The sequence below is a fragment of the Labrys sp. LIt4 genome, assembly GCF_017813775.1.
Taxonomy (GTDB): domain Bacteria; phylum Pseudomonadota; class Alphaproteobacteria; order Rhizobiales; family Labraceae; genus Labrys; species Labrys okinawensis_A.
The window spans coordinates 63,120-87,495 of sequence record NZ_JAGIPY010000004.1; the positions used below are offsets into that span (position 1 = coordinate 63,120).

Below are 24,376 nucleotides of genomic sequence, written 5' to 3' on the forward strand. Positions count from 1 at the left end.
AGAGGCATGCCAGGCTCGATTCCGGCCGGCGCCTACGGTTGCCGATCGCCATCGCCACGATCCCGGCCGCGCAGCATGCCGCCGAGGACTCCGTCGCGCAGCACGATCGCGTGGAACAAGGCCGCCAGCGCATGCAATGCGACGAGGGCGACGAGAGCCCAGGTCAGCAGGGCATGCAGGCTCAGCATCGTGCGCTGCGATATTCCCTCCAACCCCGTCAGCACGGGCATGGGCAGCAGACCAAAAGCGAGCGGGGGCGGCATGAACGGCGCGGGACGATAGCCAAGCCAGCCCGTCAGCGGCACGAGGAGGAGCAAAGCGTAGAGGCCCGCATGGCCGAGGGCTGTCACGATTGCGACAAGCGGCAAGCGCAGGCGGCGTGGTGCGCGGTCGAATATCCGCGAGCCGAAGCGAAGCAGGGTCAGCGCCAGGATGACGAGGCCCAGTGACAGATGGATCGTCAGCCAGACATTGCCCGCCATGGCCATGCCGTCGAGGAGGAAAAGACCGATGGCCCATTGTGCGGTGATCGCGATGGCCGTGAGCCAGTGGAACAGCCGGGCCCTCAGGCTCCACCCCATCCCCGCCCCCGGCCTAGACGATGCGATAGGGCACGATTTCGCGCCGGTCGTGGTTCACCGCCAGATGGGCCTTCAAGGGCGGCATGGCGCGCTGGTGGCAATGCGGGCGCTCGCAGATGCGGCAGGAGATGCCGATCGGATCGAAATCCGCCCGATTGGAAAGATCCAGGCCGTCGGCGTAGACGAAGTCCCTGGCATAGGCGATTTCGCAGCCCAGCGTGATGGCATAGCGCCGCTGGGCTGCATTGAAGCCGCCGCCGCCCTTGGCGACCTCGGTGGCGACGCTGAGATAGCGCTCCCCGTCGGGCGTCTCGGCGAGCTGGCGGATGATGCGGCCCGGCGCCTCGAAGGCCTGGTGCACGTTCCAGAGCGGGCAGGCGGAACCGAAGCGGGCGAATTGCAGCTTGGCCGCGCTGTGGCGCTTGGTGATGTTGCCGGCCCGGTCGATGCGGGCGAAGAACACCGGCACGCCCTTGAAGCCCGGCCGCTGCAGGGTGGAAAGGCGATGGGCCACCTGTTCCAGGCTTGCGCCGAAGCGCGCGGCCAGGAGTTCGAGGTCATGGCGCAGTTCCCGCGCGGCGGCATGGAAGGCCCGGTAGGGCAGGGTCAGCGCACCGGCGAAATAATTGGTGAGGCCGATGCGGGCGATTTCCACCGCCTCGGTGCTGCGCCAGTCTGCCCCGGCCAGGATGCCAGCGATCTCGGCTTCCGCCTCCAGGGCGGCGATCTGGAAGGCGAGCTGGAAATGCCGGGTGGCGGCGGGTGAATAGGGGTGCAGGCGCAGCACCCGCGCCTCCTTGTCGAAGCCGCGGATGATGCCTTCCTCGGCCGGCGCCTGCATCACCCTGACCTGATGGCGGCTTTCGAGATGAGCGGTGAAGGCGGCGCCGGGCTCGCGGCGGGGCAGCCCCAGGCGCTCGGCCAGGGCCTCGGCGGCGGTGTCGAGCTCATGCACGTAATTGTCGAGGAAGTGGAAGAAATCGCGCACCTCCTCATAGGGCGTCGGCTCCGACAGGCCTCCCGCCAGCCGCCCGTCCAGGCTGGCCAGCTGTTCGGAGTTGCGCCTGTAGGCCTGGTGCGCGGTGATCAGGGCATGGGCGAAGCTCGGCGCATTCTGGGTGACCAGCTTCAATTCCTGCAGGCTCGGCGCCAGCGCGTCGAAGAGCGGATCGGCCAGGGCCTCGTTCAGGGCCGAGAGCAGTCGGTCGCCGTCGCTCTGCGCGATGGTGGCGATGTCGATGTCGAAACGCTCGGCCAGGGCCAGCAGGACCGCGGCCGAAAGCGGGCGTTGATTGTTCTCCATCTGGTTGAGATAGGAGGTGGAGATGCCGAGCCGTTGGGCGAACGCCGCCTGGGTAGCATGGGCGGCCTCGCGAATGGCCCTGAGGCGGGCGCCGATGAAGAGTTTGCCGGCCATGTTCGCAATTTCGCAATTTGCAATTGCGAGTAGCATAAATCATGCATTCGCACTCTTTCAAGCAGGAAGGAGAGGCCGGGAAAAGCTAAGGGTCTGTCCATGAAAAGGATCGAATTGGCTCGACCTTGTCGTTGCCGGTCTTGACCCGGCAATCCAGCCCTTCTCGAGACAACGAAGCGGGAGTTGCTGGATGCCCGGGTCAGGCCCGGGCATGACAAAGGCCGCGTTTCATGCCGCCACGGGCACTGCCTGCAGCGGGGGATATCGATCCGAGCGATGTCGAACCGTATGGAGCAAACCCGATGCGCGCCGTCCTCGAACAATTGGAAAGCCGCCGCGAGGAGGCGAGGCTCGGCGGCGGCACCAGGCGTATCGAAGCCCAGCATGCCAAGGGCAAGCTGACGGCGCGCGAACGCCTGGAAGTGCTGCTCGACGAGGGCTCCTTCGAGGAGTTCGACATGTATGTCACCCATCGCGCCGTGGATTTCGGCATGGCGAACCAGAAGGTCGCTGGCGATGGCGTGGTCACCGGCTGGGGCACCATCAATGGCCGCCTCGTCTATGTGTTCAGCCAGGACTTCACCGTGCTCGGCGGCTCGCTGTCGGAGACCCACGCCCAGAAGATCTGCAAGATCATGGATATGGCCTTGCGCAACGGCGCGCCGGTGATCGGCCTCAACGATTCCGGCGGCGCCCGCATCCAGGAAGGCGTCGCCTCGCTGGCCGGCTATGCCGACGTCTTCAAGCGCAATGTCGAGGCTTCGGGCGTGGTGCCGCAGATCTCGGTGATCATGGGGCCCTGTGCCGGTGGCGCGGTCTATTCGCCGGCGATGACCGACTTCATCTTCATGGTGCGCGACACCTCCTACATGTTCGTCACCGGGCCCGACGTGGTGAAGACGGTCACCAACGAGGTGGTCAGCGCCGAGGAACTCGGCGGCGCCCGCACCCACACCCAGAAATCCTCGGTGGCGGACGGCGCCTTCGACAATGATGTCGAGGCCCTGGAGGAAATCCGGCGCCTGTTCGATTTCCTGCCGCTCAACAATCGCGACAAGCCGCCGGTGCGCCCGTTCCACGACGATCCGTCCCGGCTGGAGATGCGCCTGGATACGCTGGTGCCCGACAGCTCCACCAAGCCCTACGACATGAAGGAGCTGATCCTGGCCGTCGCCGACGAAGGCGATTTCTTCGAGGTCGGCGAGGCCTTCGCCCGCAACCTCGTCACTGGCTTCATCCGCATCGAGGGCCGCACCGTCGGCGTGGTCGCCAACCAGCCTCTGGTGCTGGCCGGCTGCCTCGACATCGATTCCTCGCGCAAGGGCGCGCGCTTCGTGCGCTTCTGCGACGCCTTCTCGATCCCGATCCTGACTTTGGTCGACGTGCCCGGCTTCCTGCCGGGCACCGGCCAGGAATATGGCGGGGTGATCAAGCACGGCGCCAAGCTGCTCTTCGCCTATTCCCAGGCCACCGTGCCGATGGTGACGCTGATCACGCGCAAGGCCTATGGCGGCGCCTATGACGTCATGGCTTCCAAGCATATCGGCGCCGACGTCAATTATGCCTGGCCGACGGCCGAGATCGCGGTGATGGGCGCCAAGGGCGCGGCCGAGATCCTGCACCGGGCCGAACTCGGCGATCCCGACAAGATCGCCGAGCGCACCCGGGACTACGAGGCCCGTTTCGCCAATCCCTTCATCGCGGCCGAGCGCGGCTTCATCGATGAGGTGATCATGCCGCACACCTCGCGCAAGCGTATCGCCCGGGCCTTCGCGGCGCTGCGCCGCAAGGCGGCCGAGACGCGCTGGCGCAAGCACGACACCATGCCGCTATGAGGGTGGGATGAGGGTGATGGTGAGAACGACAAGGACGTATCGCTTTACCCTCCCCTCGATGGGGAGGGTCGGCCTGAAAGGCCGGGGTGGGGTGGGATGCACCCGTGGCGATGATGAATGTCATACGCTTCTGCGAGCGGGTCACCCCACCCCGACGCTTCGCGTCGACCCTCCCCATCGAGGGGAGGGTAAGGAACCGTGCTACGCAAACCCTGATTGGCGCCCATGAACACGAAATCCCCCCTGTTCAAGAAGATCCTGATCGCCAATCGCGGCGAGATCGCCTGCCGCGTCATCCGCAGCGCCCGCAGGCTCGGCATCGCCACCGTTGCGGTCTATTCCGATGCCGACCGTGACGCCGTGCATGTACGCGAGGCCGACGAAGCCGTGCGCATCGGCCCGCCGCCCTCTTCCCAATCCTATCTGGTGATCGACGCCATTCTCGCCGCGGTCCGCCAGACGGGTGCCGACGCGGTGCATCCGGGTTATGGCTTCCTGTCGGAGAACGCCGCCTTCGCCCAGGCGCTCGCCGAGGAGGGCGTCGCCTTCATCGGCCCGCCCCCCAGGGCGATCGAGGCGATGGGCGACAAGATCACGTCGAAGAAGCTGGCGGCCGAAGCCGGCGTGTCGACGGTGCCCGGCCATATGGGCCTGATCGAGGACGCCGCCGAGGCCGCCCGCATCGCAGCCGAGATCGGCTATCCCGTGATGATCAAGGCCTCCGCCGGCGGCGGCGGCAAGGGCATGCGCATCGCCTGGAACGACGCCGAGGCCCGCGAGGGCTTCCGCGCCTCACGCTCGGAGGCCAAGTCCTCCTTCGGCGACGACCGCATCTTCATCGAGAAGTTCGTCACCGAGCCGCGCCATATCGAGATCCAGGTACTGGGCGACCGCCACGGCAATCTGATCTATCTGGGCGAGCGCGAATGCTCGATCCAGCGTCGCAATCAGAAGGTCATCGAGGAAGCGCCCTCCTCCTTCCTCGACGAGGCGACGCGGCGCGCCATGGGCGAACAGGCCGTGGCCCTCTCCCGGGCGGTCGGCTACCACTCCGCCGGCACGGTGGAATTCATCGTCGACAAGGACCGCAATTTCTACTTCCTGGAGATGAACACGCGCCTGCAGGTCGAGCATCCCGTGACCGAGCTGGTCACCGGCATCGACCTGGTGGAGGCGATGATCCGCGTCGCCGCCGGCGAGCGCCTGCCGATCCGCCAGGACGAGGTTCGCCTCTCCGGCTGGGCGATGGAAGCGCGCGTCTATGCCGAGGATCCCTATCGCAACTTCCTGCCCTCGATCGGGCGCCTGACCCGCTATCGTCCGCCGGCCGAAGGGCCGGATGGCGAAGGCGGCCTGGTGCGGGTGGATGCCGGCGTGCAGGAAGGCGGCGAGATCTCGATCCATTACGACCCGATGATCGCCAAGCTGTGCACCCATGCGCCGACCCGCCTGGAGGCCATAGACGCCCTTGCCCGCGCCCTCGACCGGTTCGAGCTGGAGGGCATCGGCCATAACCTGCCCTTCCTGGCGGCCCTCGCCGATCACGAGCGTTTCCGCGCCGGGCGGCTGACCACCGCCTTCATCGCGGAGGAATATGTGGGCGGGTTCACGGGTGTGACGCCGACGGAGGCCGACCTGCCGCGCCTGGCGGCCGTAGCCGCCGTGGTGAGCCATATCCGCCAGCACCGCGACAGCGCCATCTCCGGCGCCATGGACAATCACCGCCGCGCCATCGGCCGCGACTTCGTCGCCACCCTGGCGGGGCAGGCCCTGCCCTTCACCATCGATGCCGTCGATGGCGGCTACCATGTCGTCTTCGCCGACGGCTCGCTGCTCGCCGTCGGCAGCCGATGGACGCCGGGCCAGCCCCTTGGCCAGTTCAGCGTCGGCGGCGAGGCCATGGCCGTGAAGGTTGGCGTCACTCCCGGCGGGCTGCGCCTGCGCTGGCATGGCCGCGACGTCCTCGTGCAGGTGCGCAGCCCCCGCGTCGCCGAGCTCGCCGGCCTGATGCGCGAGAAAATTCCGCCCGATACCTCCAAGCTGCTGCTCTGCCCGATGCCCGGCGTGGTCGCCGCGATCACCGTCAGCGAGGGCGAGGCCGTGGAAGCGGGCCAGGCGCTCGCCACCATCGAGGCGATGAAGATGGAGAACGTGCTGCGCGCCGAGAAGGCCGGCACGATCCGCCGCATCGCCGTGGCCGAGGGCGCCAGCCTCGCCGTCGACGAACTCATCCTCGAATTCGAATGAGAGAACAATTCACCCTCCCCTAGAGGGGGAGGGTGAGCAATTACCGAGTATGAGGCAAATGATGTCAGACCCAGCGATGTCGAAATCCTCCACATCCCAAGCCACCGCGCTCGAAGACTGGCGCAGGCTCGCGAAAAAGGAGGTCAAGGCCGATCCCGGCAGCCTTACCTGGCAGACCCCGGAGGGCATCGCGGTCAAGCCGCTCTATACGCAGGCCGACCTCGACGGCATCGCCCATCTCGGTTCCCTGCCGGGCCAGCAGCCTTTTCTGCGCGGGCCGCGCGCCACCATGTATGCCGGCCGACCCTGGACCATCCGCCAATATGCCGGCTTCTCCACCGCCGAAGCCTCGAACGCCTTCTACCGCAAGGCGCTGGCGGCCGGGCAGAAAGGCCTTTCCGTCGCCTTCGACCTCGCCACCCATCGCGGCTATGATTCGGATCATCCCCGCGTGGAAGGCGATGTCGGCAAGGCAGGCGTCGCCATCGACAGCGTCGAGGACATGAAGATCCTGTTCGACGCCATCCCGCTCGAGGAGATGTCGGTCTCCATGACCATGAACGGGGCGGTGCTGCCGGTGCTGGCCTTCTTCATCGTGGCGGGCGAGGAACAAGGCGTATCGCGCGCGAAACTATCGGGCACGATCCAGAACGACATTCTCAAGGAATTCATCACCCGCAACACCTATATCTACCCGCCGCAAGCCTCGATGCGTGTCGTCGCCGACATCATTGCCTACACCGCCCGGGAGATGCCGCGCTTCAACTCGATCTCGATCTCCGGCTACCACATGCAGGAAGCGGGGGCGACTTTGGTGCAGGAGCTCGCCTTCACCCTGGCCGACGGCCGCGACTATGTGCGGGCGGCGCTGGCCAAGGGGCTCGACGTCGACGCCTTCGCCGGCCGGCTCTCCTTCTTCTTCGCCATCGGCATGAATTTCTTCATGGAGGTGGCCAAGCTGCGCGCGGCCCGCCTCCTGTGGTCGCGCATCATGACCGAGTTCGGGCCGAAGGACCCGCAATCGCTGATGCTGCGCACGCATTGCCAGACCTCGGGCGTGTCGCTGGCCGAGCGCGACCCCTACAACAACATCGTGCGCACGGCCTATGAAGCGATGGCGGCGGCGCTCGGCGGCACACAGTCGCTGCACACCAATTCCTTCGACGAGGCCATCGCGCTGCCAACGGAATTCTCGGCCCGCATCGCCCGCAACACCCAGCTGATCCTGCAGCACGAGACCGGCGTGACCAAGGTTGTGGATCCCCTGGCCGGCTCCTATTACGTCGAAAGCCTCACCCATGACCTCGCCAGCCAGGCCTGGACCCTGATCGAGGAGGTCGAGGCAATGGGCGGCATGACGGCGGCGGTGGCGGCCGGCCTGCCCAAACGCCTGATCGAGGAGGCCGCGACCAGGCGGCAGGCGGCCATCGACCGCGGCGACGAGGTGGTGGTGGGCGTCAACCGCTACCAGCTCGAGGACGAGCCTGCGATCGACAGCCTCGACATCGACAATCACGCCGTACGGGCCGCGCAGATCCGGCGATTGGAGGATATCAGGCGCCGGCGCGACCCGCAGGCGGTCGCCAAGGCCCTCGCCGTCCTCGCCGAGGTGGCACGCACGGGCACCGGCAATCTCCTGGAGGCGGCCGTCGAAGCCGCCCGCCACCGCGCGACCGTGGGCGAGATCTCCGACGCGCTCAGGGCTGTGTTCGGTGACCACAGCGCCCGCCCCGAGGTGGTGACGGATATTTATCGCCCCGCTTTCGGCGAGGGACCGGAAGTGGCTGTCCTCGCCGACCGCATCGCCGGTTTCACGGCGCGACGCGGCGCCAAGCCCCGCATCCTGGTGGCCAAGCTCGGCCAGGACGGCCATGACCGCGGCGCCCGTGTGGTGGCATCGGCCTTCACCGACATGGGTTTCGAGGTGGTTTCCGGCCCGCTGTTCCAGACGCCGGACGAGGCTGTCGACCTTGCTTTGGCCGAGAAGGTCGACGTGGTCGGCATCTCCTCGCTCGCGGCAGGTCACAAGACGCTGCTGCCCCAGCTGATCGAAAGGCTGAAGGCGCGCGGCCGCGCCGATATCGCCGTGGTCTGCGGCGGCGTCATTCCGCGCCAGGACTATGATTTCCTGCACGAGGCCGGCGTTGCAGCCGTGTTCGGCCCGGGCACGCCGGTGCTCGATGCGGCCCGCACCGTGCTCGATCTGCTGGAGGGCCGGCTGAGCAACGAGCGGCGCTAGAAACCTTCTCCCCTTGCGGGAGAAGGTGGCATTGCGAAGCAATGACGGATGAGGGGTGTTGACGCCCCCCATCCATGTCGAGTTTCACCCCTCATCCACCCCTTCGGGGCACCCAGTCCACTCCAAGTGGAGTGGACGATACCCGCAAGGGGAGAAGGCTGGTTGCGCTTTTACCCCTTCACCCTGGCTTCCGCAGCCACGATGGTGTTGTGCAGGAGGCAGGCCACGGTCATCTTGCCGACACCGCCGGGAACCGGGGTGATGTAGGAGGCCTTGCCCATGGCTTCGTTCGTGGCGACGTCGCCGACGATGCGGCCCTTGCCGTCCTCGGTGGGCACGCGGTTGATGCCGACATCGATAACCACGGCGCCCTCCTTGATCCAGTCGCCCTTGACCATTTCGGGCCGGCCGACGGCGGCCACCAGGATATCGGCCTCGCGGCAGACGGCTGGCAGGTCCTTGGTGCGCGAATGGGCGATGGTCACCGTGCAGTCATAGGCGAGCAACAACTGCGCCATCGGCTTGCCGACGATGTTGGAACGGCCGACGACCACCGCCTTCTTGCCGGAAAGCCCTTCCTTGCCCACGGTGTCGAGCAGCATCAGGAGCGAGCCGAGCGGGGTGCAGGGGATCAGCATCGCTTCCGGATCGATCCTGGACGCGGTGAAGAGCTTGCCGACATTCATCGGATGGAAGCCGTCGACATCCTTGGCCGGATGGATGGCGTCGATCATCATCTGGCCGTCGAGATGGTCGGGCAGCGGCAGCTGCACCAGGATGCCGTCAACGCCCGCATCGGCATTGAGGCCGGCGATCACACCGAGCAGTTCTTCCTTGGAAACCGTCTCCGGCAGTTCGATCAGACGGCCGTCGATCGCCGTCTCATGCGCCATCTTGGCCTTGGTGTTCACATAGGCCCGGCTCGCCGGGTTGTTGCCGACGATCACTACGTCGAGGCGCGGCTTGCGGCCATGGGCGGCGGCGAAGGCCTCGGCGCGAACCTTGGTGCGGGCGCGGACATTGGCCGCATGGACGTTGCCGTCGATCAAGTCGGTCATGGCAAGCTTTCGATTTGTTTACGGGTAGTGGAATTTTTTTCTTGAGAATAAATTATAGCGCAGACATGTCTCGCGCAACAAGCCTATCTCGCCCTGTTCTGTCTTGTTTTTCCCTCAGATGTGCGGCCAGCTCGGGGGCATGATGCGGACGAGACGTCCAGGCGGTAGATAGGGGTTGGGCGAGATGACCGGCCGCCGAAAAGGCCCAACACTTGCGCCCCCTCGCCCCGTTTACGGGGAGAGGATAGAGGTGAGGGGCTACGCAATGCCTTCAATTTAAGAGGTCGAGCTGCCCCTCATCCTTACCTCTAGTCAACTCAAGAGAGTTGACGATACCCCGTAAGAACGGGGCGAAGGGGTGACCGGCGTCGCGTTCCTGGCCCCGAGCGTGCACTCTGCGTAGTTGGAATGTGTCATTCCGGAACCGTTGACAGGACCCGCTTTTGCCTCCCGAGTAGCGTCCTGACAAGGTCGACCGATGGCCCTGCGATTCGCGGGTATCGCCTATCGGCCGGCCAGCTTGAGGAGACAGGCCATGGCCGATGGCAGCACGCGCCAATTTTCGATCCCGCGCGAAAAGGATCTCCAGCTCAGGACCATCCGCAACACCGGCGGCCTCAGCGTCTCCTTCCTGGAGAACAGCACCGTCTTTTCAATCGACCATGACGACGGCAAGGACCGCATCACCCTCAACCAGGTGCTGGGATCGCCGGTCCATGGCGGCATCGGCCGGCTCTATCTGCGCGCCGGCGGCGCGAATCCCTTCGTGCAGGAACTGGTCGGCCCCGGCGCCAAGGGCCTTTTTGCGGCCGGTGGCTCCAGCGCGGTCTGGCAGGGCGAGGCCGGCGGCATCGCCTATCGGGTAAGGCTGGCGCTCCATCCCAGCGAGGCACTGTGGTTCTGGCAGGCCGAGCTGTCAGGCGCGGGGCCGGCCCGCTCCTGCGACCTCGTCCTCATCCAGGATGTCGGCCTGGGCAGCCGCGGCTTCCTGATGAACAGCGAAGCCTATGTCTCGCAATATCTCGACCATCATGTCGAGACGCACGAAACCCTCGGCCCGGTGCTGATGAGCCGGCAGAACCTGTCGCAGGGCGGCAAGTTCCCCTGGCTGGCGCAGGGCTGCGCCAGCGGCGCGAAAGGCTTCGCCACCGACGCGATCCAGGTCCTCGGCCCGGATTACCGCATGACCGGCGTGTTCGCCGCCCCCTTCGGCACCGATCTGCCCTCGCAGCGCCGCCAGCACGAGGTCGGCTGCATCGCCCTGCAGTCCGATGCCGCCACTGTCGGGCAGGACACGAGGGCCGAGATCACCTTCTTCGGCCTGCTGTCGCGGGATCATCGGGCCGCTTCCGGCCCTGCCGACCTGCCCGTGGCCGCCGCCGCAGCCGCCCGTGCGGGAGAAGCCGGCACGGATATGCCCTCGCCCGCCGGGACGGCGCGCAGCCTGGTGCAGGATGCCGCTCCCCTGGCGGCCCTGCCGCTCGAGGCGGGCGAGATCGCCGCGCTCTATCCCGAGCGCCGGGCGGAAGAGACCCGGAACGGCACCTTGCTCTCCTTCTTCGTGCCGGAGGGCGAGCAGAACCGGCATGTCGTGCTCGCCGCCAAGGAAGCCCAGGTGCCGCGCCGCCACGGCGCCCTCTTGCGCAGCGGCGCCAGCATGCGGCTCGACGACGCGACCCTGTGCTCCACCGCCTGGATGCATGGCGTGTTCGGAGCGCAGCTCACCATCGGCAACACCTCCTTCCACAAGCTGTTCTCGGTCTCGCGCGACCCCTACAACATCACGCGCGGCAGCGGCCTGCGCATCCTCGTCGACCTGGGTGGCGGCTGGGAGCTGCTGGCCGTGCCGAGCGCCTTCGACATCGGGTTGAGCGATGCCCGCTGGATCTATCGCCTGCCCGAACGCACGATCACCGTGCGCGCCGTGGCCGCCGGCGACGCGCCGGCCATGCAGTGGCGCGTCACCGTCGACGGGGCTCCCTGCCGCTTCCTGGTGTTCGGCCATGTGGTGATGGGCGAGCGCGACTATGAGCAGACCGGCACCGTCACCATCGATGTTTCAGCCAAGCGCATCAGCCTCAGCCCCGGCTCGGATTGGCTGTGGGGCCAGACCTACAAGGAGGCGGCCTATCACCTCGTCACCTCCACGCCGGCTGCCGTCGAAGCCATGGGCGGCGACGAGCTCATCTACCAGGACGGCCGCCCCCGCGGCGGCGCCTATGTCGCCCTGCGCTCCCACGCCACCAATGAACTCGTCTTCGCGGTCACCGGCTCGATGACGTCGGCCGCCGAGGGCGAACGACTGGCCGCGCGTTTTGCCGCCGGCCCGGATGCCGAGAGCCTGCTTGCCCCGGCGCGCCGGTTTTGGAGCCTTCTCACCCGCGACCTCAGCCTGAAGGGCAGCGGCCCTGATGTCGAGGCCCAGAATCTCTTCCTGCCCTGGCTCGCCCACGACGCCATGATGCATCTCACCGTGCCGCACGGCCTGGAGCAATATACCGGCGCCGCCTGGGGCACCCGCGACGTCTGCCAGGGCCCGGTCGAGCTGATGCTGGCTCTCGAACATGACGCCGAGGTGCGCCACATTCTCCTCACTCTCTTCGGCGAGCAGTCGCAGAGTCGGGGCGACTGGCCGCAATGGTTCATGCTCGATCCCTATCCCTATATCCGGGCGGGCGACAGCCATGGCGACGTCATCGTCTGGCCGCTGAAGGCGCTGTGCGACTATGTGGAAGCCACCGGCGACCTCGCCGTGCTCGACGCCCAGGCGCCCTGGCGCGACGACAAGAATGCCGCGACCCCGGAGCTCTCCAGCCTGGCCGATCACGTCGACAAGCTCCTCGCAACCGTTTCGGCCAGCTTCATCCCCGGCACCCATCTGGTGCGCTATGGCGAGGGCGACTGGAACGATTCGCTCCAGCCCGCCGATCCGCATCTGCGCGACTGGATGGTGTCGAGCTGGACGGTGGCGTTGCTCTACGAGCAAATCGTGCGCTATTCGGCCATCCTCAAGCGCCGGGGCGAGACAGCCCGCAGCGCCGAACTTTCCGATCTCGCGGCCCGCATGCGCGGCGATTTCAACCAGCACCTGATACGCGATGGAGTGGTGGCCGGCTACGGCCTGTTCGATCCCGGGATCTTCGGCGAGCCGGAGGCGCCTCCCGCCGAGACCGACATCGCCCCCGTCGATGTGAAGAAAGGGGGCGTCGAACTGCTGCTGCATCCCAGCGATGTCAGGACGGGCCTGTCCTATTCGCTGATCTCGATGACGCAGCCCATCATCGGCGGCCTGTTCACCCAGGCCCAAGCCCGCCACCATCTCAGGCTGATCGAGGAGCATCTGCTGCTGCCGGACGGCGCCCATCTGATGGACCGTCCCGTCGTCTATAATGGCGGCCCGGAAAAGCTGTTCCGCCGCGCCGAATCCTCATCCTTCTTCGGGCGCGAGATCGGCCTGATGTATGTGCACGCCCATCTGCGCTACTGCGAGGCCCTGGCCAAGCAGGGCGAGGCGCAGAAGGCCTGGGACGGCCTTGCCCTGATCAATCCGATCGCGGTGACGCAGCGCCTGCCCAATGCGTCGCTGCGCCAGCGCAACACCTATTTCTCCTCTTCCGATGCCGCTTTCCCCGACCGTTATGCCGCCAGCGCGGAATGGGGCCGGGTGCGGGCCGGGACCATCGATGTCGATGGCGGCTGGCGCATCTATTCGAGTGGCCCGGGCCTGTTCACCCGCGCCATCGTCGAACAGGTGCTCGGCAGGCGCCGGCATTTCGGGGTGAGGGAAGAGAACGCGCCGGCGGTGGCGGGACTGGAGGGCAGCCGGTCGAATCTGGCGTAAATCTCTCCGGGTGCGGGACGTCTCGTCCGCTCTTGGAAACGCAGCGCCTGCGGCAAGGAAGATACGGACGAGACGTCCATAGGCGCTAAGATAAGAGGTTGGGCGAGATGAGGCGGTTGGAGATGAAGCTCGACATATGAGCCCCCTCGCCCCGTTTACGGGGAGAGGATGGAGGTGAGGGGCTACGCAAGGCGTCAGTTTGTGAGGTCGCGCCGCCCGTCATCCTTACCTTCTCCCCGTAAGAACGGGGCGAAGGGGTGGCCGGCGTCGCGCCTCTGGCCTTAAGTTAGTGCCTATGGACGAGACGTCCGCGGGCCCGGAACTCTACTCTTCCTTCTTGGCCTGACGCTTCTTGGTGCGGCGACGCAGCTTGCGCAGCTCCGTGCTCTCATGCACGCCGAAGGTGGAGACGGGCTTCCTCTTGCGCGAAGCCGCCCTCTTCTCGGCTCGCGCCTTGTCCGCCAACAGCGCCTTCACCTGCTTGAGCTGCTCCTGCGTGAAGAAGACGTCCCGGCCCATGGCCGTGAAGAAGCCGTGCTGGCGCGCGACATTGGCAAGAGGCTTGGTCTCCATCCCGAGAAGCCGGGCCGCCTGGGCAAGCGATATCGGGGAGGAGGATTGCGGATCTTCGGTCACGGTCGGTTCCGGCATGATTGTCTCGATCCTCAATAATGCGGCGGCGGCGGTTCGGGCAAACCGGCGAGATCGGCGCGCTGCTCGCCGATCTCGACACGATCCTGCAGCTGGGCGAGCAACCGGTTCAGCGCCTCGATCTGCTTCCATTGCGCGATGATGGCCTGGTTGAGATCCTCGATGGTCTCGTCCTGGAAGGCCACGCGCGTCTCCAGCGCGTCGATGCGGGCATTGAGCGTCTCGATCTCGGTCATGGCCCCTCACATCTTGCCGAAGAAATCACTGATATCGAAGCAGATCGCCTGTTTCGCGCTGCCCTTGGAAATATCCAGCACGTCGTAAAGGCGCCCGTTCCGGTTCAACAGGACCTGCCGGTCGCGCCGCCAGCCGGGCCTGTTCTTGCGCAACCAGGCATATTCGGAGGCAACGCCGTCGACCTCGCCCCTGGCGCCCAGGACCTTGAACGCCGCATCGGCGGGGACCGGGCAGGTCGCCGGGCCGAAGCGGATGCCCGCCTGCGCAACGGCAGGCAGGCTGCACAACAATGCCACCGCGATGATAACACGAATGATGCCGCCCACGCTTCGCCCCTTTTCGGCTTTCTCATCCAACTTCTTGGCAAGATATTTGCGCTAGAACCAGCCCATGTTTCGGGGATTCGGCATATTTCGCGCGTCGACATGGGTCAACCTGACCAAATTCGCGATCGTTTTCATCGTCGCGATGAATCTGGCGCGTCTCGACCGCCTCACGGGCATCGCCGCCGGCCTTGCCCTCGCCGCCCTCGTGCTGGTCTGGCTGCTGACGCGGCTCGGTCTCCTGCCGGTCGGCGGGGACAGCGCGGAATGGCGGCGCCTGATCCGCCGCCACGACCAGGCCCTGACCAGGCGCTATCGCCAGCTCGTGCGCGTCAACGCCTATGGCGCCGAAGAATTCGACAAATGGCACGAGGAGCTGGTGCGCTTCCGCGCCTCCACCAAGCTTTCCCTGGACGAGAAGGATGTCGCCCGCTTCGATGCCCTGGCCACCCGCATGGTGGGCAAATGGGCGGCCGTGGAGCCCGATGCCCGCATTCCCGACGCCATGGAGGAGATCTCGCCGCAGGATTACGAGCATCTGTGCGCCGACCTCCTGCGCAAGGCCGGCTGGGAAGCGGAGGTCACGGGGCAATCGGGCGATCAGGGCGTCGACATCCTGGCGCGGCGGGACGACCTCTCCGTCGCCCTGCAGTGCAAGCTCTATTTCGGCAATCCGGTCGGCAACAAGGCCGTGCAGGAAGCCCATGCCGCCGCAGGCTTCGTCGACGCCGACTATGCCGTGGTGGTCTCCAACCGGGATTTCACCAATGCCGCCGAGCAGCTCGCCCGCAAGCTCGGCGTGCTTCTCGTCCATCACAGCGAGTTGCCGGATCTCGAGGCCATGCTGCAGCCGGTGCGGTGAGGCGCGACAAGCCTTCTCCCCTTGCGGGAGAAGGTGGCATTGCGAATGCAATGACGGATGAGGGGTGACGGCGACCACCCTCCATCGTTGCGTATCTCCCCTCATCCGCCCTTCGGGCACCTTCTCCCGCAAGGGGAGAAGGCTTGTCGCGCCTCAATCCGGATAGCTCACCTGGAACTCGATCTGGCCGTAGTCCTGGAAGGTCCAGTGTCTCGCGGCCTGGCCGGGCCAGAGCAGGGTGACGGCGCCGGCGGCCGGTCGATAGCAGGCCGTGTAGACCGTGCCGAAGCCGTGCGCATAGCTCGTCGTCAGCAGGGGCGGCGTCAGGAAGGCCGTAGCCAGTCCGTCCCCGTCCAGCCCGGGGTTCGCCAGGATCCGCTCCAGCGCCGACGCGCGCTCGACGGTACGGGAGAGGCGGCCATGCCTCGGCCATTCCACCCCGAGCTGGTGATTGGTGGTGAAGGCCTTGCCGGAGACGATCGCCGGCCGGTCCGGCGAGAGATAGACCGTTTCCCAGCGGCCCTGGCGGTCGAGCACGGTGACGTTGTAGGCCATGTGGCAGGGCACCGAGCGCAGCGCCTCCACAGCCTGATGCGTATCGGAGCAGACCTCCAGGAGATAGCGCACGATCATGGGCGCGCCGAAGCCCCGGCCCGCCACCGCGCGGCCGCCAAAGGTGAGCGAGACGACGAGGCCGGCATCGTTCATGCCGTCGGCGAGGCCGGACAGCCCGTCCACCATGCCCATCACGTCCCGGCTGCGCCAGCGCGAGCGCAGGAGCGTACCCTCGTTCAATTCCGGCGCCAGGTCGTAATTGCGCACCAGGATGGGACCGTGGTCATCGACCAGCACGGCCTGGCTGCAATGGACGAGGTAGCGCGGCGGGGTCCAGAAACTCAGGAAACGGGCGACGTCCTCGTCCGATGGCACCGCCGCCACCAGTCCCGACCACAGCCCTTCCATTTCCGGCATGAAGCGGCGGACGGCTCGGGCGGCATCGACGAGGCTCGGCGCCTGCGCGCCGCCCCGTTCCAGAAACCATTGCCGCCATCCCGGCCAGCCGGCCTGGAACACCGCGTTCCAGGCCAGGCCGGGCTCCTGTTCCCGCAAGCTGCGGAAGCCTACGTTCATTTCTTTCCACTCATGCCGTCAGAGCCTGATTCGAAACTCGCGGCGCAATTATCGACAGCGCGGATCTTGTCATTGCCGGACTTGACCCGGCAATCCAGCCCTGGGTCCGACCGCACGCAGTGCCTCTGGATAGCCGGGTCGAGCCCGGCTACGACAAAGCTCGAGGTGCTTACGTTTCTTTCGGTCAAACCCATTAGATCCACTTGGCCGAGGCCATGTCCACCGGCGGCACGATAGCGGTCATGGCGGACAGCGGCACCGACTCGAATTGCGCCTTGATGCCGGCGTTCCATTTCTTGGCACGCGCCAGCAATTCGCGGCTGTCCGATTGCATCCGGCCTCGCGCCAGCAGACAGCCCATATCGGCGCCATGGTAGCAATATTCTCCCACGCCGTACACGCGCATGTAGAAGGCCTCGTTCTCGTCGCCGACGCTGGTGAGATCGAGGGCGGAGCGCTGATAGGCGATCTCGCCGCGGTCATTCATGCGCCAGATGCCCGATTGCGGTACGCGCGTGAGCATTTCCACCTTGTCCTCGGTCTGTTTGAGGATGAGCTGGGTCCAGTGGTCATATTCCTTCCAGCGGTTCTGCACCGCCTCGACGTCGAGGTCGTAATCGACGTCGAGGAATTCGAGCAGATGGAACAGGAAGAGCGGGCAGCCGCCATAGATGGTGGTGATCAGATTGGTCGGCGGCGAGGCGCCGGAAACGCGCGGATTGAGCTCGCCCAGATAGACCTCGTGCGTGTCGGTATCGAGCAGGAAGTCGCAGCAGAACACGCCGCGATAGCCCTCGGCATAGAGCCGGTCGCCGAGCTTGCGGGCCATTTCGCGCACCCGGTCGGGGGCATCGCCCGGCAAGATGGTGGGCGAGACGTCGTTGCCGCACCAGCCGCCCTTATAGGGCGTGATTTCGGCAAAGCCGGTGATGTCGGTCATGACGGGGCCTACCAGCGTGCCGTGGCGCGTGCAGCAGCCCTCGATGGTGCCGGGAAGGTGATTGATGCGCTTCATCACCTTCAGTTCCTGGCCGATGATCTTGGCGGCGTATTTGTCCCAGTCCGCCTGGCTCTTGACGAAGAAGGTGGTACGCCCGCTGTCGCCATAGGGCGTCTGCACCACGAGGTCGCTGCCGAGCCCCGCCGCGGCCGCCAGGGCGCCGAGCTCCTCATAGCTGCCGGCAAAACCCATGGTGTTTGGGGCGCTGGCCACCCCAGCCTCGTTGCCCAGCCGCGTCGTCTCGATCTTGGAATCGAGGCGGGTGCGCAAAGCGGCCTTGGGCAGGGCGACGTCGACCCCGGCCTCGGCGCAGAGCTCCTCGGTCTCCTCGTCGAACATCACGAAGATCGCCTTGCCCCGCGGCTTCTTGCGGATGCGGGCCCGGAAGGCGGGATGGGCCACCAGGTAATTGGCGACGTCCTCCATCGACTTGAACTCGACCGGCCCGGTGCGCGGCGGCACGAAGACGCGCGGATGCCTGCCGTCGAAAATGTCGAAATAATTGATGAATTCCAGCCCGCCCACCCACTCGTCGAGCCCGAGCAGGTTGAAGGGCGTCGGCGTGACGACATAGATCGGCGTCTCGTTCATGCGCAGGAAACGATAGATATCGCTCAGGCTGCGCAGCTTCTCGCGTCCGCTCATGGTGGGGATCCCATTCTCTGCAGGGTTTGTCGTTGTGGCAGGGGCCTGTTGGGCCGAAGAGGCGAAGCGCGGGGCTCGAAGAGCGCACCATCGTCCCATGCGATAGCGGCGAAGGAAAACCGGCGGGATGCCGGAAGGGCGCCTGTCTCAGGTGCCGTCGTCGCGCTCCGAACGGCCGCAACATGCGTGCGACGGCTCAACCAGGCGACAACAGGCTCACCAGCCGGCATGAGGCTCCCTTCTGTGGGGCGACGTCCTCTGTACCAAATTTCTGACACACTTCCGGCAGGCCGGCAACCGGGCCGAAATGGGGAATGGAGCGATCGTCTTTCATCCTGGCTGCGAGGCCGTGCTGGATATATCGCGTCTCTCGGCTGCCTGCGCTCACGCCCTCGCGTGCGGCCCTTCCGCCCGCAAAGCCCCCGGCGGCATGCCCGTCACACGCTTGAAAGCGCGGCTGAAGGCAGCCTGCGAGGCATAGCCGAGGCGCTGGGCGGCGGTGTCGATCGACATGCGGTCACGCCCGATCCATTCGGCCGCCAAGCGCATGCGCAGCTCGGTGACATAGCGCAGCGGGGTCTGGCCGGTCACCGCCAGGAAGCGCTCGGCGAAGACCGAGCGCGAGGCCCCCATTTCCTGCGCAAGCTCCGCCACCGTCCAGTCCCGGCCGGGATCGCGGTGCATGGCGCCGATGGCGCGGCTCAGGCGCGGATCGCGCAGCGCATCAAGCCAGCCGCCGACCTCGCCGCAGCCGCATTCCACCCAGCCGCGCACGATCGAGGCCGAGACCACGTCGGCCAGCCGCGCCAGGATGCCCGCCGAGCCGACGCGCTCGGTCAGCACCTCGCGCTCCATCGCCCGCAGCATCGGCTCGATCTCGGGCTGACGTTCCAGGAGCGTGCCGACCAGCATCACCTCGGGCATCTGGGCGACCAGCGGACGCATGCCGCCGAGATCGAACTCCATGCAGCCGCTGAAGACATGGGCATGCTTGGTCGGGCAGGTCTCCTCGACGCAGGCCGAGACTGCGCTGACGCTCTTGCAGAGCGGAACCGCCTCATAGGTGCCGACATCCTGGCTCGGCAGGTCCGGCGCCGAAACGAGATCGTGCTCCCCGCCGCGCGGCAGCAATACGGCATCGCCCGGTCCGAGGCTGTGCACCGCCCCGCCGACCATGCGCAGATAGACCGTGCCGCAGGCGACGAAATGGAACTGGGCCCGCCCTTCGGCCGTGCCGAAACGGACGCCGAACGGCGGCGCGGCATGCAGCCGCCGATATTGCACGCCGTTGAGCCGCATCCCGAGGAGCAGCTCGCTCATCAGGTCGGCTGGCGGGTTATCGCGGCGTGTACGCTCAAGTCCGGACGAATGGTAAAGCATTCCGGATTTGATGACATGGATCGTCCGAAATGTCCACCCTATGTTGCTGCAACGCAATAGCGTTTTGCGATTTGGCGGGACGCCAAGAATCGCAAAACGCGTCAAACCAAAGAACTGGAGCAAATCAGCGTTTCGCCTAAACGCGTTTTGCTCCGGATCAATTCGACAGGACAGACAGATGAGCGAAGCGTTGCAGAGCGCCTCGTCGCTTGAGGCGATCGAGGCCGATCGCGGCCCGCACCGGGCCTACAAGGACGACATCCCCACCGCAGTCGCGCCGGGCTCGCAGAACGCCTTGTGGGGCGCCGTGGTCTCCATGATGCTCGGCGTTTTCGGCCTGGTGACGGCCGAATTTCTGCCGGCCAGCCTGCTGACGCCGATGGCGCGCGATCTCGGCGTAACCGAAGGCGTGGCCGGCCAAGCCGTCACCGCCACCGCCACCGTGGCGCTGATCACCAGCCTGCTCGTGGCAACGGTGACCCGGCGCATCGACCGCCGTCTCGTGCTGCTGGCCTTCTCGATCCTGCTGGTTGCTTCCAACCTGCTGGTCGCCTCCGCTTCGAGCCTGCCGGCCCTGATCGCCGGACGGGTGCTGCTCGGCATCGCCCTTGGCGGCTTCTGGACCATGTCGGCGGCAACGGTGATGCGCCTGGTGCCGGAGGCACTGGTACCGCGCGCCCTGTCGATCCTGTTCAGCGGCGTCTCGGCGGCGACGGTGTTCGCCGCCCCCGTCGGCAGCTATGTCGGCGACATCGCCGGCTGGCGGGCTGTCTTTCTCATGGCGGCCGGTCTCGGCCTTCTCGCTTTGGTGGTGCAATTCGCCACCCTGCCGCGCCTGGAACCGCGCGGGCATGCCCGCCTGCGCACGCTGTGGGAGGTGCTGATGCGGCCGCAGATCGGCCTCGGCATGGTGGCGGTCACCCTGGTGTTCACCGGCCACTTCGCCTTCTTCACCTATATCCGGCCCTTCCTGGAGACGGTGACGGGGGTCGGCGTGAGCACCATGTCGGCCATCCTGCTCGGCTTCGGCATCGCCAATTTCCTCGGGACCTTCCTCGGTGGCTTCCTGCTTGAGCGCAGCCTCAGGCTGACCCTGGCCGCCATGCCCCTGGCGATGGGCGTGCTCGGCCTGGTGCTTGCCGGCCTCGGCAGCGCGCCAGTGGCCGATGCCGTGCTGATCGCCCTGTGGGGCCTCGCCTTCGGTGCCGTGCCGGTGGCCTGGACGGCCTGGATCACCCGCGCCGTGCCGGATGAAACCGAAAGCGGCACGGCCCTGATCGTGGCGGTGATCCAGCTAGCCATCGCCCTCGGCGCCGCCGGCGGCGGCACGATCTTCGACGTCAGCGGAGCGGGCGGCGTGTTCGTCGGGGCAGGCCTGGTTCTCCTGTTGGCGGTCCTGCTCATTCTCGCCGGCGTGGGCTCGCGCCTGGTAACGGCGGCGGCGTAGAACATCACATCATCCCGGACCTGCGAAGCGGCACTCCGTGCCGCCTCGCGTCCGGGATGACGTGCGTCAGGCCGCCTGATCCGGCCGGGGGCCGACATAGCGGGACTGCGGGCGGATCAGCCGGCCATAGAGCACCTGCTCGCGGGCATGGCCGATCCACCCCGCCACACGCCCGGTGGCGAAGACGCTGGTGAAGCTCTCGCGGGGGAAGCCGAGGGCTTCGAGCAGCAAGGCCGTATAGAATTCCACATTGATCTGCAGCGACCGGTCCGGCTTGCGGCGGGCCAGAATGCTGGTCGCCGCCGCCTCCACATGCTCGGCCAAGGCCAGGCGGCTCCTGTCGTTAGTGCCGGGCCCGAATAACGCCGCAACGGCCCGCTTGAGCGCCTCGGCCCGGGGATCGCGCACGCGGTAGACACGATGGCCGAAGCCCATCAGCCTGTCGCCGCGGTCGAGAGCCGCTTCCAGCCAGGCCTCAGCCGTCTGCGCCGCGGCGATGCCGTCGAGCATGTCGAGCACCGGGCCCGGCGCACCGCCATGCAAAGGCCCCTTCAGGGCACTGAGCGCCGCCAGCACCGCCGAGGTCAGGCCGGCCTGTGTCGAAGCGACGACCCGAGCGGTGAAAGTCGAGGCATTGAGGCCGTGGTCGCTGACCGTGACCAGATAGGTATCGAGGGCGGCGGCGGCCTCCCAGCGGGGCACCGTCCCGTGCAGCATGCGCAGCATGTCGGCGGCATGGCCGAGCGTCGGATCCGGCGCGATCGCCGCCTCGCCCCGACGCTGCCGGATGATGGCCGGGGTCAGTATGGCGGGCGCGGCGATCAGCCGAAGCGCCACGTCAAGGTCCTCGCCATCCCCCAGCCGGGCCATGGCGGCGCGCAGCGCATCGGTGGCAGGCAGTTCCCTATCCGGCGCTCCCCCGGCGACCAGCATTTCGAACACGTCGCGGCGGGCCATGCCAAGGCGGGACGCCAGTGCCGCCGGGCTGGGCAGATCCTGGAAGAAACCGTCCAATAGGATGGCGACCAGGTCCTCATAGCCGACATGCCCGGCCAGGTCGTCGAGCGAATGACCGCGAATGACGAGCCGGCCGGCAAGGCCGTCCACGTCGGACATCACGGTTTCCGTGGCAATGACATCATCCAATCCATTGTTCATCGCAATCTCCTTATCAAAGTTGCGACAAGCATTTGGGCGCTTTAGCATTGACGTCAATCTTGATCGAAATCATCAATGTATCTGCCCGGTTGCGCCGATGTCCTGGATCACCTCCGAAGAAGCTCTCGCCCTGCTCAAGGTCCAGCCGCAGACGCTCTATGCCAATGTCAGCCGCGGCCGGATCCGCACCAGGCCGCATCCGCAGGACGTGCGGCGTAGCCTCTATCATGGCGAGGACGTCAAAAGGCTGGCGGGACGCCATGCCGGGCGCCGCAGTGTCGCCGACGTCGCCACGCAGACCATCTCCTTCGGCGAGCCCGTGCTGGCCTCCGGTCTCTCCACCATCGTCGACGGCCGCCTGTGGTATCGCGGCGAAGATGCCGCCGGCCTGGCAGAGCGGGCGAGCCTCGAAGAGATCGCGCGACTGCTCTGGCAGGTCGGCAGGGTCGATTTCGCCTTTCCGCCCACCGTCAAGGGCACCCCGGTCCCGGCCAATCCTTTCGAAGCCGCGCTGCTCGCATTGGCAAGACGGGCCAGCCATGACTTTCCCACCGGCGGGCGCTCGCATGCCGTGCTCTGCCGGGAAGCGGCGGGCCTGGTCGGCACCATGGCGGCCGCCATGCTCGGCGGGGGCGCCGATGGTGCCTTGCCGCTGCACCAGCAGGCCGCGCAGGCCTGGCAGGCGCCCGACGCCGCCGACCTCATACGGCGCGCCCTGGTGCTGCTGGCGGATCATGAGCTCAACGCCTCGACCTTCGCGGCCCGCACGGCCGCATCGACGGGCGCTCCGCTGGCCGCCGGCCTGCTGGCAGGGCTGGGTACCCTCGCCGGCCCGCTGCACGGGACCGCCGCCGTGAGCATGCAGGCCCTGGCGGAGACGGCCCGGCGCATCGGCGCCCGGCGCGCCGTGCATGACTGGCTTTCCCGGGGCCATCGCCTGCCGGCCTTCGGCCATCCGCTCTATCCCGGCGGAGATCCCCGCGCGACTGCCCTTCTGGCCTGCTTTCCCTGCAGCGAGATCTATGAGGGGATTCGTGAGGCCGTGGCCGAGCACGGCGACGAGCCTCCCAATGTCGACTTCGCCCTCGCCGCCCTCGCCGACCGCCATGGCCTGCCGGCGAGCACGCCCTTCACGCTCTTCGCCCTCGCCCGCTCGGTCGGCTGGATCGCCCATATGCTCGAGCAGACCGCCAGGGGCAGCCTGATCCGCCCGCGCGCCCATTATGACGGGCCCCCGCTGACGACGGCGGCCAGCGTGGAGACAGCCTGACGCCCGCCAGCGACCGCCTGCGCAGGCAAGGGTATCCGGCCGTTGAACAAGCCAGGCCGTCAGTCCGAGTCCTTGAACTCGCTTTCCGCCAAGGCCCGGAGTTCGGCCTCATGGCCAGGATAGGCCGCGGCCGGCAGGTCCTGCAGCGTCAGCCGCAAGCTCGCCATTTGCAACAGATGCTGCTGCTTCGGCGTCGGGGTCTCCAGGTCGAAGAGCGAGGCGATCCTGTCGCGCAGCCAGCGGTCATGCTCGGTGGCGTCCCAGCCGCTATATCGGAGCCATTCCGCCTTGGGGTCCATGACCAATCCTCCTTCTTCTGCGCCGGCTACCGCGTTTTGCGATTAGGCGGAACCACCAGGAATCGCAAAGACGGCTCGAAACAAGCAGTTAGGGCAAAGCGCGTTCACACTGGAACGCGTTTTGCCCCTAGGAACCGCTCCCCTCACCGGCGCGTTGTCAACCGGCAAGCCGCTTTCGATCGTTACATGTTGCCAAAACAACAATCTGCGTCGAATATCTGACATAAAATGCGCCCGATTGGGCTATAGTGTCGAGCAATGTCCAGAAAAGACAAAAAGAAGCGCCAGGCCGATACGCAGCATCAAGTGGGTGCGCTTCCCGTGCGCGAGCGGGACGGACGCCTCGAAGTTTGCTTGATCACCACGCGCGAGACCAGCCGTTGGTCGATCCCGAAGGGATGGCCGATGAAGGGGCGCAACGATTGGGAGGCAGCGCGCATCGAGGCCGAGCAGGAAGCCGGCCTGGTCGGGACCGTCGGCAAGAAGCCCTGCGGCAGCTTCATCTATTGGAAACGCCGCGCCGAGCATTTCGATCTGGTTGAAGTCTGCGTGTACCCTTTGCGTGTGAATGCGACATTGCCGACCTGGAAGGAGATCGGCCAGCGTCAGGTGCGCTGGGTCCTGCCGGCGGATGCGGCTCTCGTGGTCGAGGAGCCGGGGCTATCCTCCCTATTGCAGAGCATGAAACCTTGAGCGGCTTGGCGAAGGGCGATCGCAGGCGGCCTTCGGCCAGTTCGGCGCTTTTTTGAACTTCC

At 66.7% G+C, this 24,376-nt stretch carries 19 protein-coding genes; 8 read left to right on the top strand and 11 right to left on the bottom strand.

Annotated elements, in window-relative coordinates; translation table 11 throughout:
• Positions 1 to 32: 32 nt before the first annotated feature.
• Positions 33 to 581: a cytochrome b/b6 domain-containing protein gene (locus tag J8I29_RS08670; protein ID WP_209431348.1), complete on the bottom strand. Its 549-nt coding sequence runs from the start codon at positions 579 to 581 to the stop codon at positions 33 to 35.
• Positions 582 to 594: 13 nt separating this feature from the next.
• Entirely contained in the window at positions 595 to 1,998 is a 1,404-nt protein-coding gene (locus J8I29_RS08675; protein WP_209431349.1) for a short-chain fatty acyl-CoA regulator family protein, read from the bottom strand.
• Between the two features lie 302 nt (positions 1,999 to 2,300).
• Between J8I29_RS08675 and J8I29_RS08680 the strand changes: the two genes are divergently transcribed.
• The 3 genes from J8I29_RS08680 (at position 2,301) to scpA (ending at position 8,319) form a co-directional block, all read left to right on the top strand.
• Entirely contained in the window at positions 2,301 to 3,833 is a 1,533-nt protein-coding gene (locus tag J8I29_RS08680; protein WP_209431350.1) for an acyl-CoA carboxylase subunit beta, read from the top strand.
• A 225-nt stretch (positions 3,834 to 4,058) separates the two neighbouring features.
• The gene (locus tag J8I29_RS08685) at positions 4,059 to 6,080 is read left to right on the top strand and encodes an acetyl/propionyl/methylcrotonyl-CoA carboxylase subunit alpha (RefSeq protein WP_209431351.1); all 2,022 of its coding nucleotides are present in this window, start codon (positions 4,059 to 4,061) and stop codon (positions 6,078 to 6,080) included.
• A gap of 76 nt (positions 6,081 to 6,156) precedes the next feature.
• On the top strand, positions 6,157 to 8,319 hold the full coding sequence (scpA, locus tag J8I29_RS08690) for a methylmalonyl-CoA mutase (RefSeq protein ID WP_209431617.1): 2,163 nt from the start codon (positions 6,157 to 6,159) through the stop codon (positions 8,317 to 8,319).
• A 170-nt stretch (positions 8,320 to 8,489) separates the two neighbouring features.
• Here scpA and folD read toward each other — a convergent pair whose 3' ends face one another.
• A complete protein-coding gene (gene folD / locus J8I29_RS08695) occupies positions 8,490 to 9,377 on the bottom strand; it encodes a bifunctional methylenetetrahydrofolate dehydrogenase/methenyltetrahydrofolate cyclohydrolase FolD (protein ID WP_209431352.1) in 888 nt (295 codons plus the stop codon).
• Between the two features lie 535 nt (positions 9,378 to 9,912).
• Here folD and J8I29_RS08700 point away from each other — a divergent pair.
• Entirely contained in the window at positions 9,913 to 13,218 is a 3,306-nt protein-coding gene (locus tag J8I29_RS08700) for a cellobiose phosphorylase (protein ID WP_209431353.1), read from the top strand.
• 324 nt (positions 13,219 to 13,542) lie between these two features.
• On the opposite strand, the gene J8I29_RS08705 is transcribed toward J8I29_RS08700, so the two are convergent.
• From J8I29_RS08705 to J8I29_RS08715, 3 genes are read right to left on the bottom strand one after another with little or no spacing between them, the layout of a single operon-like run.
• Entirely contained in the window at positions 13,543 to 13,869 is a 327-nt protein-coding gene (locus J8I29_RS08705; protein WP_105860866.1) for a hypothetical protein, read from the bottom strand.
• Positions 13,870 to 13,883: 14 nt separating this feature from the next.
• Entirely contained in the window at positions 13,884 to 14,105 is a 222-nt protein-coding gene (locus J8I29_RS08710; RefSeq protein ID WP_209431354.1) for a SlyX family protein, read from the bottom strand.
• A gap of 6 nt (positions 14,106 to 14,111) precedes the next feature.
• A complete protein-coding gene (locus tag J8I29_RS08715; protein ID WP_068283662.1) occupies positions 14,112 to 14,432 on the bottom strand; it encodes a hypothetical protein in 321 nt (106 codons plus the stop codon).
• A 64-nt stretch (positions 14,433 to 14,496) separates the two neighbouring features.
• On the opposite strand from J8I29_RS08715, the gene J8I29_RS08720 reads away from it, so the two are divergent.
• A complete protein-coding gene (locus J8I29_RS08720; protein WP_209431355.1) occupies positions 14,497 to 15,291 on the top strand; it encodes a restriction endonuclease in 795 nt (264 codons plus the stop codon).
• A gap of 153 nt (positions 15,292 to 15,444) precedes the next feature.
• Here the strand turns inward: J8I29_RS08720 and J8I29_RS08725 are convergent, their stop codons facing one another.
• The 3 genes from J8I29_RS08725 to J8I29_RS08735 form a co-directional block, all read right to left on the bottom strand.
• Positions 15,445 to 16,422, bottom strand: a complete 978-nt coding sequence (locus J8I29_RS08725) for a C45 family peptidase (RefSeq protein WP_209431356.1) — start codon at positions 16,420 to 16,422, stop codon at positions 15,445 to 15,447.
• 193 nt (positions 16,423 to 16,615) lie between these two features.
• Positions 16,616 to 18,067, bottom strand: coding sequence for a biotin carboxylase (locus J8I29_RS08730; protein ID WP_105860871.1), 1,452 nt, complete (start codon positions 18,065 to 18,067; stop codon positions 16,616 to 16,618).
• Between the two features lie 384 nt (positions 18,068 to 18,451).
• A complete protein-coding gene (locus tag J8I29_RS08735) occupies positions 18,452 to 19,387 on the bottom strand; it encodes an AraC family transcriptional regulator (protein WP_245196816.1) in 936 nt (311 codons plus the stop codon).
• A gap of 238 nt (positions 19,388 to 19,625) precedes the next feature.
• Here J8I29_RS08735 and J8I29_RS08740 point away from each other — a divergent pair, with 238 nt between their 5' ends.
• Positions 19,626 to 20,894 (top strand): MFS transporter, encoded by a 1,269-nt coding sequence (locus tag J8I29_RS08740; RefSeq protein WP_209431358.1) that lies wholly within the window; start codon positions 19,626 to 19,628, stop codon positions 20,892 to 20,894.
• 66 nt (positions 20,895 to 20,960) lie between these two features.
• Here the strand turns inward: J8I29_RS08740 and J8I29_RS08745 are convergent, their stop codons facing one another.
• Positions 20,961 to 22,052, bottom strand: coding sequence for a citrate synthase/methylcitrate synthase (locus J8I29_RS08745; RefSeq protein WP_209431359.1), 1,092 nt, complete (start codon positions 22,050 to 22,052; stop codon positions 20,961 to 20,963).
• A gap of 97 nt (positions 22,053 to 22,149) precedes the next feature.
• Between J8I29_RS08745 and J8I29_RS08750 the strand changes: the two genes are divergently transcribed.
• A complete protein-coding gene (locus J8I29_RS08750) occupies positions 22,150 to 23,322 on the top strand; it encodes a citrate synthase (protein ID WP_209431360.1) in 1,173 nt (390 codons plus the stop codon).
• 59 nt (positions 23,323 to 23,381) lie between these two features.
• On the opposite strand, the gene J8I29_RS08755 is transcribed toward J8I29_RS08750, so the two are convergent.
• On the bottom strand, positions 23,382 to 23,621 hold the full coding sequence (locus J8I29_RS08755) for a hypothetical protein (RefSeq protein WP_105860876.1): 240 nt from the start codon (positions 23,619 to 23,621) through the stop codon (positions 23,382 to 23,384).
• Between the two features lie 258 nt (positions 23,622 to 23,879).
• On the opposite strand from J8I29_RS08755, the gene J8I29_RS08760 reads away from it, so the two are divergent.
• The gene (locus J8I29_RS08760; RefSeq protein ID WP_209431361.1) at positions 23,880 to 24,314 is read left to right on the top strand and encodes an NUDIX hydrolase; all 435 of its coding nucleotides are present in this window, start codon (positions 23,880 to 23,882) and stop codon (positions 24,312 to 24,314) included.
• The last annotated feature ends 62 nt before the right edge of the window (positions 24,315 to 24,376 follow it).